We start from the raw sequence: 15,387 nt of genomic DNA, 5'->3' as shown, positions 1-15,387 counted from the left end.
TTTTGATATGTAAATACACCAACTTGCCTCTCAGAGGAAAGTCCTGAATTGTAATCTCATCTTGAAAACCCTTTGATACTAATTGAAGATTATTAAACTCTTCTGGAGGTTTAGAATTCTCTTCAAAATAGAGGTGTAATATTTCTTCGCTATTAGTAGATGAAACTACTTCAAAATGTTCTACTAAAAAATCAGGAAGCATAAACTTCAAAAGTTCTATAGGGGTCATATAAAATTCTTAGATTACAAAGTTCTTATTTTATTTTGACATTTCCTCCCCAGGTTTTGAGATTGATCCGTTCTTTATTTCTTATGAGAATTGTAATAAATTATTTCGAAGATTTCTTGAGTTAATTTAAAATTATCATCAGCTATTTTTACTTGAGAAGGAAAACCAGTAAAAGAAAAATACTGAACTTTTTTATTATTAGATTTTATTATCAATAAATAAACTGTCATATGACCTTGATCTCCTGAACAGCTTTGAAAATAATCTTCTTCTTTTAATAATTTTAAAGTTTCATTTAACTTCTTTTTATCCTCAATAGAAAAGTTTTTATCCTTATAAAACGTCAAACTTTTACTTTTTCCGCTATAATTATTATCAATATTTACAATAAAAAAACCTCCATTCTCAATACCGTCATGTCGTTCATAATAAAAAATCCCGTTATTAATATTATTAAAATTAGCAAGTTCATTTTTAAAAAAATCACTAGAATCAATCGTTTTATAAAATGATTCAAAATCCTCTGAAGGAGGAATAATTCGAACGTTGCATTTATTTTCATTAGAAACTACTTTTTTCTCACCTCCGCATGAAGTCAAAAGCAAAAAAACAATAAACAAACCAATTTTCTTCTTCATTATACTTTTTTAGAACTTTCATTTCTTTTTAATTCAAGCCAAAGATAATTAACCCTTAATTTTCAATAAGTAAAAAACTAAATTGTTTTTTATTAAAAAACACTGATTAACTAAAATTAAACTAATTATAATATCTTATAATTTACTAACACGAATCAATGACGATTTATTCGAGGAAAACTTCGCAACTAAAAAAAGGCAAAGGCCCACAAAGTCATAAATTAAACTTTGCGAACCTTTGCGTAAATCTCAGAACACTTTGCGATTAAAAAACAAAAACTTATTGCTGAAATACAGAAACTGCAGGGAAATAATATCCTGAGAAACTTACCGTATCTGTTTTAACACCAGAATCAGCATTGAATAAATAAAGGTTATTGATGGCGAAATTTGCCCCAAATCCTTCATTTACGGTATTTACTACCAAAGTATTTTTCAGACGATCATAACCAATTCCTGCTCCGTATAATATATTTGAATTTGTTAATGTAATAAAAGGCGTTGTTAATGATGCAGCAGTGCCTGTATATTTATAAACTTGTTTACCACCACTCCAGCTTCCATTTTTAGCAATAAAAACATTGTTTTTAGCCGCCGTAATAGATCCCGGATGCCAGGCTCCCCAACTTCCATAAGCTTGAAATCCTAACGGAATTTCAGTTACTGTAAGAGTATTAGAATCTATGCTTATAAGATTTGTACCTCCCGCTGCCCAGACTTTTTTATCATCGGTAACAGCAAATCCTAAAACCATCCCCGGAATCGTTTTTACAACTGCCAATGTTGAAGAGTTCATTACAATAACTCCTTTTGAGGCAGACAATGCAAAAATATAACCGTTAGCTTTTACAATATCTCCAACCTGATCTGTAATACCTGCAACTTGCCCATTTAATGCCATTGTATTCAAGTTCAGCTTATATATTCCTTTACCAGAAGTCAGAAGTGCCTGATTTTCATCAATGCCTACTACTGCACGCCAATCATTTCCGCCTTGAGCCGGAATTCTTTTTTCTTCCTTAAGTGTATAAGCATCTGCGACTACAACAGGTCCGCCAACTTTAGAAACTAAGAATAGTTTTTTGTTAAAGATGGTTCCAAATTCTAATGTAGACGACACTGGTTTTAAATCTTTACCCGGATTTGCTTTTACAAAAACACTGTCTTCGATTGCTTTTGTATCATATCTATAAAACCCAACTGTTCCTGTTCCATGTCCAAACCATCCTTCGTTGATCATGAAAAAACCGTTTTCATAAGCTCCTAATGCGAGAACATTGTATGTTAGAGACACTTTTCCTCCATCATTTTTTGCGGTCATTGTAACTTTAAAATCACCTCTTGTTTCTGATTTAAAAACATAAGTAGAATCAGATCCTACCACTTTTCCGTCTACAGCCCATTCGAAAGAAACATTATTTCTATCTTTTAATTTTGAACTTAATTTTAGTGTTTTACCAATGGTTAAAGTATCTTTTAATTGTTGTTGGCCGTTTATTACGGGAGGCGCTGTAAAATTATCATCATTATTACATGAAACTGTTAAGATCATCAAAGAAGCAATTGCGAGTAACTGCCTGGAAAAAAATTGGTTTTTCATTATTAAATATTTAAATTAAATTACTTAAATCTTTAAATCGATGTACAGTTTATGCTCAACAAAAGTGCTATAAATAGACTTCTGCCTGCTTTTGTTTAAAAAGCAAAACATCTTGTACAACGATACGTTTTAATGATTTTTTTTAATGATGAAACGGCAGGTATCGAAAAGAAAAACATCCAACAGGAAATTGTTTTTACGATATCATATTTGCAGAAAAAAAATCTCATAAACTCTGTTTTTGGCTTACGAGAATAGAATAACCAATCAATACCATTATCACATAGAGTGAAAAAGTATTGGTTTTAATTCAAGCTTCAATCCCCGAAAGCTATTTATTACTATAAAAATGGCAGGTCTTCTGACTTGCTCCCTACACCCAGCCTTCCCTTTCAAAATGAAAAGTGACGTATTAAAGGGTTTCAGTTAATGAGCTTACAGCTGCGGGACAGTTTTGGAGTTACACCAAATTCCCTTTTAATGTCTATATTTATTCAATATGACAACCATTTTCTGCTTTAAATTTGAGCTGCAAAACTAGTGTTTTCTTTCTTAAGAAAACAATACTTCTTTATCTTTAAAAGCAATCTGCACATCTTAAGTCTACGATTTATTTTGAATTATTAAGCATTTACTGACTGAATAAACACAAAGTCAACAATCGAAGTAATTTTGTTAAAAAAGTATCAACAAAATAAAAAAATATCTCATATATTCGTAAAATAACATTCAAACATCCGATTAACTATTAAAAACACAAATATTTTTATGAGTAAAAATTCTACAAAAGGCATTTGGAAAGTAATTTCGGCTTCCTCAATGGGAACTATGATTGAATGGTACGATTTCTATATTTTTGGAAGTTTAGCGGTTGTAATTTCTACCAAGTTTTTTCCAAGCGACAATCCTACTGCAGCTTTTTTATCTACGCTGGCTACTTTTGCCGCAGGATTTGTGGTTCGTCCTTTTGGAGCATTATTTTTTGGAAGACTTGGTGATATCATTGGTCGTAAATATACTTTTATGGCCACTTTATTATTAATGGGAGGATCTACATTTTTAATTGGCTGTATTCCCAGTTATGAAACTATTGGTTTTCTGGCTCCTTTATTGGTTCTAATTCTTCGTTTATTGCAAGGACTAGCTCTTGGTGGGGAATATGGCGGCGCAGCTACTTATGTTGCCGAACATGCTCCGGTTGGCCAAAAAGGATATTGGACTTCCTGGATTCAGACTACAGCAACAATTGGTTTATTTATCTCCTTAATGGTTATTCTGGCTACTAAAAATGTGCTTTCTGCCGAAGATTTTGATTCCTGGGGATGGCGTGTTCCGTTTTGGGTTTCTATTGTAATGGTTGGAGTATCTTATTTGATTCGGAAAAACATGGATGAATCTCCGGTCTTCGCCAAAGCAAAAAAAGAAGGAAAGACGAGCACAAATCCGCTAAAAGAAAGTTTTGGAAACAGATACAACCTAAAATTTGTTTTGCTCGCACTCTTTGGCGCGACAATGGGACAAGGCGTTGTTTGGTACACTGGACAATTTTATGCCATGAGCTTCATGAAAACAGTAATGAACGTCGATTCCTCACAAGTTGATGGATTACTTGGAATAGCACTTTTAATTGGAACGCCATTTTTTATTGTTTTTGGATGGCTGAGCGACAAAGTTGGGCGGAAATATATTATGATGGGCGGAATGCTTCTTGCCATTTTATTCTACAGACCAATCTACAAAATGATGTACAATACAACTGATGTAAGCTACAAAACCGAAATTATAGAAAAAACACAACAAACTACAGAAATTACAAAAAGCAACGATTCGATCATTACCATTAAAAAAGAATTTACAGATGGAACATCCTTAGTGGAAAAAACATCGTATATGACAAATAAAAAAGAAGCTCAGGTCAGCACATCAATAAATATTAATTCAAACGACGAATGGACTTTGATTTTACTGGTTTTTATTCAGGTACTGTTCGTTACAATGGTTTACGGACCAATTGCGGCATTCTTAGTAGAAATGTTTCCGGCAAAAATCAGATATACATCGATGTCATTGCCTTATCATGTTGGAAACGGAATTTTTGGAGGTTTGCTTCCTGCAATTTCAACCTATTTTGTAACGCATTCAAAACAAGCAGGAAAAGCAGATTTTTATCTTGACGGACTTTGGTATCCAATCATTATCGCTTCTGTTTGTTTTGTAATTGGAATGATTTATATTGATAATAAAAATAAAACAAATCACCTTTAATACTCTATATAATATGAATACGATTAAGCAAATTTTAGGTGTTTTATGGATTCTTCTCGCAGTTGCCGCGACGTACTTTTGCATTTTTGAATTTGGGTTGCCCAAATTACTCTCAGACAAACAAGATGATCTGGTATTTGGCATCATTATTCTTTTTATTCTTACTCCGTTAATTGTTTTAGGATTAGGAACTTTTGGTTATTTTGCTGTAATTGGCGAATACAATGACAAAAAGAAATAATCTAAAAATACATTGAACCAAAAAGGGTTGCCTGTTTCCAGACAACCCTTTTTCATTACTAAACAAAACCAATTTTTACATTTTTAGAATATAAAACCATACTCTAAAACTATTATTTGAACACGAATTGCACGGATTTGCACAAATTTTAATACATTAACCTTGTTTGTGAAATTAATTTCACGGACGAATTAGTGATAATTCGTGTTATTTTTTTTATTCTTGTGTCCGCGCGTGGTATTCTAAAAATTATTTTTTAATAAACTTTGCAACTCGAACGTTATCATTCTCATCAAAAGCTTTTACAAGATATAAACCTGTTTTTAAATCACTTACTCCAAACTGAAAATCTAAATTTCCGTGTGTTGTAAAACTTTTTACCAATTGACCGGAAATGGCGTAAACCTGAACTTTGGTTGTTGCAATATCTAAAGTAAAATAATTGGCAACCGGATTTGGATACAAACTAACTATATTTTCTTTTTCGAAATTTTCGATCGCTAAATTCGCTTTTTTGTTCCCATAAATTCTGTATTCTCCAGCCGGTAAACTTATAGTTGCGTTTACATCTGTAACTGTGATAGTTGTATTATCCATTAAATTGGTCCAAACTCCTGTATATGGAAAACCTGTCGCAATATTTTTTGCTGTAGTATCGAAATTAGCCAGAATCAAAACGTCTTTTAATTGTGCAGCTGTCAAATTATCATTCTTGATTTTTATATTGATACTTAATGAATTTGGACTTGAAATAACAGGAGTTCCTAAAAATACAGGTTCCGTAGTTTTAAGATTAATCATTTTAGCCCAATCATTATAAATCTTACTTCTATTGGTGTTTCCCAACCAATTATTTACCCATTGAGGCTGTGGTTTTGTATCTAATTTACAATCTCCTGCAATTGTAGTTGATGCATCGTTTATAGTACCGTCATTACAAGTAAAGATTGAGCTTTCCCAACCTAATTCTCCAAAATGCCAAATCATTTTCGGTCCCGGAATCAACAATGAAACCGCTCCAATTGCAGACATTCTTGATAAAGCTGTATTTAATGTCTTTACATTATAAGTTCCGCTTGAAGCTCCGTATTGTAGATTTTTATACATCAAACGCTCTTCGTCATGACTTTCTGCATAACCCATTAAACGATTTGCAGTAAAACCACGACTAGAACTTGCCATTCTTGAGATATCACTTTCAGTGGCATATCCCATTGACAATTGATTGTATTGATTCGTCATTTTACCCCACATCATAACTCCTTTACTTGGCGTTTCTGTAACTCTGTAATTTGCCCATTCTTTTTCTTCAGCATCAGTTCCTAAATGCTCAAAAATGGTATAATGTGTAGGATCAAGACTCCACGAATAATCTGCATATTTTTTTAAGATATCGACTCTGTCTTGTTGATATGCATTTGTACAAGTTTCATCTGCTGCTGTACAAGCCTGCGTAAATCCTTTAGTTAAATCCCAACGGAAACCATCAATTTTGTATTCTTCAATCCATTGTTTGATAACACGATCTACATAATTTTGTGTTTTAAGCGACTGGTGATTAAAATCTTCCCCAACACTATAGCTGTGTTTTGCAACGGTATTAAAATAAGGATTCTCAGTTGTTGGCGAACCAAAACCATCTCCATCAGGATCATTCATCCACATTCTAACCATAGGATTACGTCCGAAAGCATGATTTAAAGCTACGTCAAGAATCACTGCAATTCCGTTCTCATGACATAAATCAATAAACTCTTTTAATTTATCCGAAGTTCCGTAGAATTTATCCAAAGCCATATGAAACGAAGTGTTATAACCCCAGCTTTCATTGCCTTCAAATTCCATAACCGGCATTAATTCGATCGCGTTTACTTTTAGATTTTTAAAATAATCGATTCGGTCAATTAAACTTTGATAATTTTTATTAGCATCAAAATCACGAATCAAAACTTCGTAAACGACCAATTTATCTTTTTCAGGTTTTGAAAAATTTGTTACTTTCCAGTTGTATGGTGTTTGTCCCGTTTTCAACACTGTAACTTCAAAATTTTGTCCCGCTGGATAAACCGGCATATTTGGATATGAAGCTGTAGGAATATAAGGATCGTCAAAAGGCGATAAAACCAAGGTTGAATACGGATCTGCTGTTTTAACCAATGAAGGTGAATTTGCTATTGGCGTTGACTCAACCACCCAATATTGATACGTATTATTTACACCAGAAACTAAGCCTGTTAATTCTAACCAGAATTTTCCAGAAGTTGGATCTTTTTTCATGGCATACGCCGATGAAGGCTGCCAATTGTTAAAGCTTCCTGCAACGTAAACAAAGTCTTTTAATGGCGCATCCAATACCAAAGTTGCCTTTGTAGCATCAGAAACATTATAATTAATTCCGTCAACTAAACCTGCTGGCATAGCTTCTGAAACTGTATTTGGATTTACAACTACCGAAAACTTTTTAGAAATCGTAGTTGTTCCCTGAGTTGCAATTAACTCATAACTTTGATTGTTTACAACATTTGTAGCCGAATAAGAATAACTTGATGCACTGGAATTTGTATTGATTACAGTCCCATTAGCTTTCAAAGAGTAACTTGCAGCTCCATTTGTATTTGTTGCCGAAATATTAAAAGTTGAACCCGAAGCTAAAATCGTAGTACTATTTTCAGCCGGAGCCGTTAATGTTACTTGAAATGATCCTACTTCAACCAGAATATCTTGTGATTTTTTATCACCAGTTCCATTTTTGGCCTTAACCAAAAAGCCAATTTTTCCAATTCCTGTTACACTATAATACGTTGTTGGTGTAATTGTTTTGGTATAAGTGTCCGAACCAGCGTTGTATGTAAATTTACTTGCATCACTTGATGCTTCCCAAGGTCCATTATTTGGAGTTCCTTTTTGTGTAGTATCATTGGTATCAAAGGCCCATGCCCATAAATAAAGGGAATGATCTGTAACTCCCCAAGTGCTTTCATTAACACTACTTCCGTTAATTGTAATGGTTATAGAAGCGGTCTCATCAAAAGTGGATGGACTTACAGAATAAGTAACCGTTTGCTGTTGGGCAAATGTAAGTGCTGACAACAAAAGGAGAAATAAAAGTAAAGTTTTTTTCATAATTTAAGTAATGTGTATTAAAGCAAAAAATGAGATAATTAATAAAGATATTCGATAAATCTAAAATCTACGATAGCGTTTTCGAAATCACCTCACGCAAACGTTGTAGTGTTCAAAACTTTATTCCGAAATCCTGAAAATCACTCAAAAAGGGATATTTTTCAGACAGAAAATAAAATTGCAAATTGTGTTTTTTCATCCCTATTTATTTAACAAATAGTTATTTATGGCTGCACTAATTTTCTGAATTGATAAAAAACACGTTCAATCAAACGCATTTTTCTTAATATTTTTCCATTTACTTCGGCAATGTGTTAATTATATTATTTTTATATTATTACTATTTTATTTAACAATATTAATTTTACTTTAAAGTTTATATGGCTCATTTTTGTAAGAAATATTTTTAATATTAGCCGCAATGAAAATAATTCTACTCCCTTTTTTATTCCTGTTCTTTTTTACAGGGAACTCCCAGACCAAAATCACATTCGATTATGATGCTGCCGGAAACCAAACCAACAGAATATTGTGTTTGTCAGGTTGTTCTCCAACTGCAAAACGTGCCGATGTTAAACAAATCGAAGCCATTACAGAAGATGATTTATTGAAATTTTCTCCACAAGATGTGATCTCCTATTATCCAAATCCCGTAAAAGAAGAATTGTATTTGCAATGGCAGCTTGCCAAAGAGAATTATGTCACTTCGATTATGGTTTATTCTGTAACAGGACAAATGTTGCAAATGTATAAGGTCAATGATAAAACCGACAGCTTAAATATCCCTTTTCAGAGTTATTCAACAGGAGTATATCTTGTTTTGCTTTCGTACAAAGACGGAGGAGAAAAATCTATTAAAATCATTAAACAATAATTGGCTATGAAGAATATTTACTTAACCCTGATTTTTTTATTGTCTGGCTTTTTAGGTTTTGGGCAGACAACTCCAATTGATAGTGTTGAAGAAGTTACGATAATAAAAAGAGTTGATAGCGAAGCTGTAATATCTCCTACAACCAATAAAAAACTATTATCTGCTACAATGTCCGCTTCAAATGCTCCCACTGGTAATTCTAGCGAGGTTGGTATTACAGAAGGGCAATTATCCGTTTCATTAAATGGAAATGCAAATTATTCAATTCCTATTGCTGTGCCAAAAGGGATAAATAATGTTGAGCCTCAATTAAGTTTAAACTACAACAGTCAGAATGGATTAAGCGGAAATGCTGCCAGAGGTTGGGATATCTCCGGCATTTCGACTATAACCAGAATTCCGTCTACTAAGTTTCATGACGGCGTCATAGATCCGGTCGATTTTAACGCATTAGACAGGTTTGCATTAGACGGACAAAGGCTGATAGTGAAAAGTGGTACAACAGGAGCTTACGGGGCAGATAAAACGGTTTATGAGACTGAATATTTCTCAAACATTAAAATTACTTCTTATTCAGTTTCTCCAAGTGGTGCAAATTATGGCCCGGCTTACTTTTTAGTCGAGTATCCGGATGGATCAAAAGCCTATTATGGCAATTCATCAAATTCAAGATCAATCATGGAATGGTCAATTTTTTATTTTGAAAACGCTCAGGGAGTTCGAATATATTATAACTATTTGTTGCTAAATAACACTCTGTATATTGATAGTATTACGTATGGATCTTTAAGCACTGACAGCCCACTTAATGTGGTAAGATTTATTTATGAAGACAGAATTTTTCCTGAAAATAGTTATGTTGGAGGGCAAAATATTATAAGAGGTAAAAAGCTAAAAGAAATAAAAGTTTTAACAAGTGCAATTGGTTTTAGGAATTATAGCTTTTCGTCTCCAGAAGGAGATAGGATAATTAAGGTCACAGAAACAAGTGGTGATGGAACAAAAAGTTATAACCCAACGCTTTTTGATTATGATAGGACTTCTGAGCAAATGAAGTATCTGACTATAACGACTTCATTGAATATTGGAAATATAAAATCATTAAATGTTGCAGCTGTTTCAGGCGATTTTAATGCAGATGGAAAAATGGATTGTTTGGTTTATCCAACAATTGGTAATGATGCAAAAACAAAGTACTGGATGTATTCTGATATTGAATCAGGGGAGATGGTCAATATGGGATTGGAGCATAATGTAGGTGCCTTTGAAGATATTTTTGCAGCTACATTTTTAAGTTCTAATAATAAGATTCTGCCGCAAGGCTGGGTTGTTGCAAAAAAAGCGGGCTCAGATTATACTTTTACTGCATATAGTATGGTGAATTTTCTTGGAAGTAATAATATCAAGAAGGAATATGATCGTGTTGTTAGTATTCCAAAAACTATCGTTCCAAGAAAAATTGTGTCTGGTGATTTTAATGGAGATGGTTTAACTGATATTTTGGTTATCGATAACCAGTCTGCGAAAGGGTTTATTACTGCAAGTAGGCAAGTGTATTTTATCGATTTAAAAAGAGATAAAACAACGGATTTTCTAACATTCCCCGGAATGCTAGTTAGTGAATTGTCGGAAACAGCTAGATTGGAAGTTGCAGATTTTAATGGAGATGGGAAATCAGATCTATTTGTTTTTGATAAAGGTTTTATGACTATTTATTCGCTTAACATCGAAAATAAACTTATCGTTTTATATAGAAGCACCTCTATTGATAGCGCCCTGGCAACTGGCTATCCTACTAGTGTTGCAACCAGTTTTCCTATTTTAGTTGGAGACTTTAACGGAGATGGAAAATCAGATGTTATGATTCCAAAGGCAAATGGTTCATCACAATGGTATAAGTATACTTCAACAGGAACAACCATGATAAAAGAAGAGAAATCGTACCAGGCAGTTTTTAACAGTAATGATTCCTATAATTCCTATAATTATATTGCAGCAGACTTTAATAATGATGGTAAAACAGATTTGATAAAAGTCAATAACTTTACTGATAAAACATATGGATATCTTAATCTTTCCTGTTATGAAAGTATAAATGGCGATTTTGTAAATAAGCCAATTTTAAGTAATACGGGACCAAGGAATGATCTTAATATTTATGCACTTCCGGTGTTTTTACCTCAATCTTTGAATAGTTCTAATAGCGCAGGAAACAAAATTAATTCGACGCTTGACATAGCTTTTTTTAATCAAAATAAAATTCACTTTTATAACTCCGGTTACGATTATAAAAAGAGTAATTTATTGACAAACATTACAACTGGTAATGGAGTACAAGAAGCAATTTCGTATGTTCCACTAGATTCAAAGTTTACCAATACTTATTTATACCCTACTATAATTTACAATCCAAGTAAAGGAATTGCAAGTTATCCTAATCAGGATATCCTTATTGATCCTAATTTATACGTGGTTTCTAAACTGGAAAACCAAAGCAAAGACGTTTACAAAAAGAGATTGTTTGCCTATTATGGTGCAGTTTCTAATGTAGAAGGACTTGGATTTATGGGCTTTCGATCTGTAAATCAAACAGATTGGTATAATGATAGCACACCAATGTTTTCAAGCATCACAAAAAACGATATTGATTTAAGAGGCGCTAGTATTGAGAATTATTTTGTTAGGGGATTTAGAGAACCGTTGACTTCCACATTAGATACCAAAACACCCAATGCAATTGTTAAGGGGCAAAATGTCGATTATACTGTAACAGGATCTGATAATCTTGTCGCCATAGAAAGTATTACACTAAAACCTAATACCTGGATCAAACCAGGAAGTACATTCTCGGCAAAAATAAATGAAGGCGCTAATAATTCGCCTAATACCCCTATGGATTTTATAACAAAATCTCTTTCAAATTACGAAAGTAATCTTCTTTCAAATAAGGTTTTCAGGTTGAAGAATACAAGTACTAAGCAATTTAATACGCTAACTAATGCCAATAGCGAAACATCTATAGGGTATGACAACTATGATAATCCTTTAAAGTCAACTACCATTATAAAAGAAGGGACTTCAACAGTTCAAACCACTGTTTCAGATGTTGCGTATTATAACAATACTACTAATAATAATTTGACATCGCCCTATATTATTGGAAGACCTGTGAGCAATTCGCAAAGTGTTTCGGTAACAGGCAGTAGTATGAGTTCTTCAGAAACATATGGTTATTATAACAATGGACTTTTAAAGGAAATTAAACGAAAAGGGAATAATACCAATGCTATTACAGAAGATAATGACTATGATGATTTTGGAAATATTATAAACAAAAAAATAACGGCTGTTGGTCTTGCACCAAGAGAAAATAGTTATGAATATGACGCTTCGGGTAGATTTTTGACCAAAGTTACAGACAATGAAAAATTTTCTACAACATTTGTCTATAATCCAAACGGGACTTTAAAATCACAAACGAATCCTTATGCCTTAACGACATCATTTACCTATGATGCGTGGTTTAAAAAACTTACGGTCAAAGACGATAAGCTAGATAAAACAATAAGTTATGACTATAAAAGAAACGCCGAAAAAACGATTATCACCGTTACAACTGATTCATTAGACGGAAGTGCCACCGAAGAAACATTTGACGATCTGGGACGAAAAATCAAATCCGGACAAAAAGATTTAAACGGAAACTTCACTTATGTATCTTTTATGTACGATGTTTTTGATCGAAATTTTAAAACGAGTGAACCTTATTTTGGTGCAACTGCATCGCAATGGAATGAGACTAAATATGATATTTACAGCCGACCTGTAGAAAGCCAATTGTTTACTACCAGAGCGACAACGGTTAAGTATGATTTATTAACGTCGACTATTACTGATGGTCAGAAAACAAAAAGCTTTGTAAAAAATGCTATAGGCAATCTTGTTTCTTCTACCGAAACTACCGGAGGAACAATTAAGTATGATTATTTTGCCAATGGAAATCTAAAACAAACAGATTACAATGGCGTAAAAATAAATATTGAACAAGATGGCTGGGGCCGAAAAACCAAACTAACAGATCCATCTGCGGGTACTTTTACCTATAAAAATAATGATTTAGGCGAGCTTGAAATAGAAACCAGTAAAAATGGTGAAGTTGTAACCTCGATTACCCGCGATAGTAACGGAAAACCAATCAAAAAAACAATTATAGGTTCAGGAACAGAAACGGAAACGATTTATGAATATGATACCACAACTAAGCTTTTAAATAAAACAACTTTTAAAGATAAAAAAGAGGCTGCGGGACGTAATGAAATTATCACGACTTATACGTATGATGATACTTTTAAAAGAGTATTGAAAATAGTGGAAGATAAAACGAATGTTTCTAAATTCACCACAACATTTACTTATGATGGTTTAGGAAGAATCGACACCGAAAAGAAAGAAGCAGCATTAGGGCTGACAAAAAAGAGTACTGTTACTACACAAAGACAATATAAAAACGGCAGTTTGTATCAAATTGTTGATAATGCCACAAGAAAAATACTGTGGCAAACAAATGAACTAAATGCAAAAGGTCAAATACTGGAAAGTATCTTAGGCAATGGTATAAAAACTACCAGTGAGTATGATACCAATGGGTATGTGTCAAAAATAAAATACGATAAAACAATTGGAGGTACAGGGAATGTCTTAACATTAAGTACAAAATTCGACTTTCAAACAGATAATTTAGACAATCGTACTAATAGCTCCTTTAGTAATTATAAAGAAGATTTTAAATATGATGAAATAGACCGACTTAATGAATTTACTAATAAAGATGGCGTTAAGGAAATACAAAATTATGAGGCATCGGGAAAAATAAAAAATAATAATTTAGGGACTTATAATTATGATAAAGCAAAACCTTATCAAAATAATTCTATAACCCTTACACCGGAAGCTCTTGGGTATTATACTAATAGAGGAGGTGCTGTTACTGAAGATACAGGAAACAAAAAAGAAAAAAAATTAGACGTAACCTATAATGCTTTCAAGAGCCCACTGCAAATTACAGAAACAGGCGTAGATAAAATAAGTTTTAGTTATAACGACAACAACCAGCGCAGTACTATGTATTACGGGAGTCTGGAGGATAAATTGTTAAGACCTTTGCGTAAGCATTATTCTGGAGATGGTACAATCGAAATTAAAGAAAACATAATAACAGGCAATACGGAGTTTATTACCTATATTGGTGGAGACGGTTACTCAGCGCCAATAGCGATAAAAAGCGATGGAGTAAACGCAGCAAGTTATTTATATTTACACCGTGATTATCAAGGGACTATTCTTGCCGTAACAGATGCCAATGCAGCGGTAGTGGAGAAGCGTTTGTTTGATGCCTGGGGCAGCATCATAAAAGTACAAGATGGAGCAGGCAAGGCATTAACTGGTCTAACCGTTTTAGATCGTGGTTATACAGGTCATGAACATTTGCAAAGTGTTGGACTAATAAACATGAATGCCAGATTATACGACCCAATGCTGCATAGATTCCTGCAAGTTGACAATTACATACAAGACCCAACCAATACGCAAAACTACAACCAATATGGCTATGTATTAAACAATCCATTGAAGTATACAGATCCTAGCGGGAATGCTTTTGGTGATGGAAAAGATTGTAAGGGTTGTGGTGGCAATAATAATTATCCGGACTATAATCCTGACAAGATGGTAGATAATAAAGCTTTTGCAGATGGTCTCAAAGGTTGGGTAGGCGGCTGGGCAAGTGCCAGAAATATTGACGAAGCGGGTACTGCAGTAGGAAAAGCAGCCAAAGATGTGGGCAATTTTATTGGTAGAAACTTCAAGTCACTTTTTGGAGGTGGAAGTAAAAGTTCAGGACCTCCGGTTAATAGGAGTAGTTATGCGAGTTTGAACAACCAAAATTCGAATATTAATGTAAATTCTACTAAAGGTAGTTTACCCTGTACGGGAGATTGCGATGGATGGCTAGGAACGGAATATATAGGACCAACACCAACCTCTACATTTTATAGAAGAGAAACGCCGGTAGATATGGTCGATGTTGCGGCACAAAAACATGATGCGGGATATATTTTTATAGGTGCTGATGGAATAATAGGTGCCACTGTTGATGTACGTGTCATCGAATATGATAGAATACTTGTCAGGGATGCGAAAAAAGTATATAGTGATTATTACAACTATGGTATTGATACCCAGACAAGACTACCAATATCTTTTCAGACGCAATTGAGAGCAGCTGGTGTTGTAACATTATTTACACCGCTTATTCAGTTGAAGCAAGGTTTGTTGAATTTAAGAACAACATATCAAGGTTTTATTTTTTCTAAAAATCAATTTTTTAGTACGTTGTATTTTTAGAAGAACAATATTTAA

At 33.4% G+C, this 15,387-nt stretch carries 8 protein-coding genes and 1 riboswitch; of the genes, 4 read left to right on the top strand and 4 right to left on the bottom strand.

Annotated elements, in window-relative coordinates:
• From EAH81_RS25140 to EAH81_RS25130, 3 genes are all read right to left on the bottom strand, one after another.
• Nucleotides 1-229: transposase (locus EAH81_RS25140; RefSeq protein WP_140510948.1), on the bottom strand; the 229-nt coding region annotated here is incomplete at its 3' end.
• A 74-nt stretch (nt 230-303) separates the two neighbouring features.
• Nucleotides 304-867, bottom strand: coding sequence for a hypothetical protein (locus EAH81_RS25135; protein WP_140511740.1), 564 nt, complete (start codon nt 865-867; stop codon nt 304-306).
• 280 nt (nt 868-1,147) lie between these two features.
• A complete protein-coding gene (locus EAH81_RS25130; protein ID WP_140511739.1) occupies nt 1,148-2,467 on the bottom strand; it encodes a DUF5074 domain-containing protein in 1,320 nt (439 codons plus the stop codon).
• Between the two features lie 333 nt (nt 2,468-2,800).
• A riboswitch (cobalamin riboswitch) is annotated at nt 2,801-2,993 on the bottom strand.
• Between the two features lie 242 nt (nt 2,994-3,235).
• Between EAH81_RS25130 and EAH81_RS25125 the strand changes: the two genes are divergently transcribed.
• Both EAH81_RS25125 and EAH81_RS25120 read left to right on the top strand, forming a co-directional pair.
• Nucleotides 3,236-4,732, top strand: a complete 1,497-nt coding sequence (locus EAH81_RS25125; RefSeq protein ID WP_140511738.1) for an MFS transporter — start codon at nt 3,236-3,238, stop codon at nt 4,730-4,732.
• 13 nt (nt 4,733-4,745) lie between these two features.
• On the top strand, nt 4,746-4,973 hold the full coding sequence (locus EAH81_RS25120; RefSeq protein ID WP_140511737.1) for a DUF6814 family protein: 228 nt from the start codon (nt 4,746-4,748) through the stop codon (nt 4,971-4,973).
• A 249-nt stretch (nt 4,974-5,222) separates the two neighbouring features.
• On the opposite strand, the gene EAH81_RS25115 is transcribed toward EAH81_RS25120, so the two are convergent.
• Nucleotides 5,223-8,096: an alpha-amylase family glycosyl hydrolase gene (locus EAH81_RS25115; RefSeq protein ID WP_140511736.1), complete on the bottom strand. Its 2,874-nt coding sequence runs from the start codon at nt 8,094-8,096 to the stop codon at nt 5,223-5,225.
• 421 nt (nt 8,097-8,517) lie between these two features.
• Here EAH81_RS25115 and EAH81_RS25110 point away from each other — a divergent pair, with 421 nt between their 5' ends.
• On the top strand, nt 8,518-8,970 hold the full coding sequence (locus tag EAH81_RS25110) for a T9SS type A sorting domain-containing protein (protein WP_140511735.1): 453 nt from the start codon (nt 8,518-8,520) through the stop codon (nt 8,968-8,970).
• A gap of 6 nt (nt 8,971-8,976) precedes the next feature.
• Nucleotides 8,977-15,372 carry an FG-GAP-like repeat-containing protein gene (locus EAH81_RS25105; protein WP_140511734.1) on the top strand — a complete coding sequence of 2,132 codons (6,396 nt, stop codon included), beginning with the start codon at nt 8,977-8,979 and terminating at the stop codon, nt 15,370-15,372.
• Nucleotides 15,373-15,387 lie beyond the last annotated feature (15 nt).

The sequence above is a fragment of the Flavobacterium pectinovorum genome (genome assembly GCF_006438875.1).
Taxonomy (GTDB): domain Bacteria; phylum Bacteroidota; class Bacteroidia; order Flavobacteriales; family Flavobacteriaceae; genus Flavobacterium; species Flavobacterium pectinovorum_A.
The sequence above is the reverse complement of the archived record's forward strand: the minus strand, read 5'-3'. Positions and strand labels throughout refer to the sequence as shown.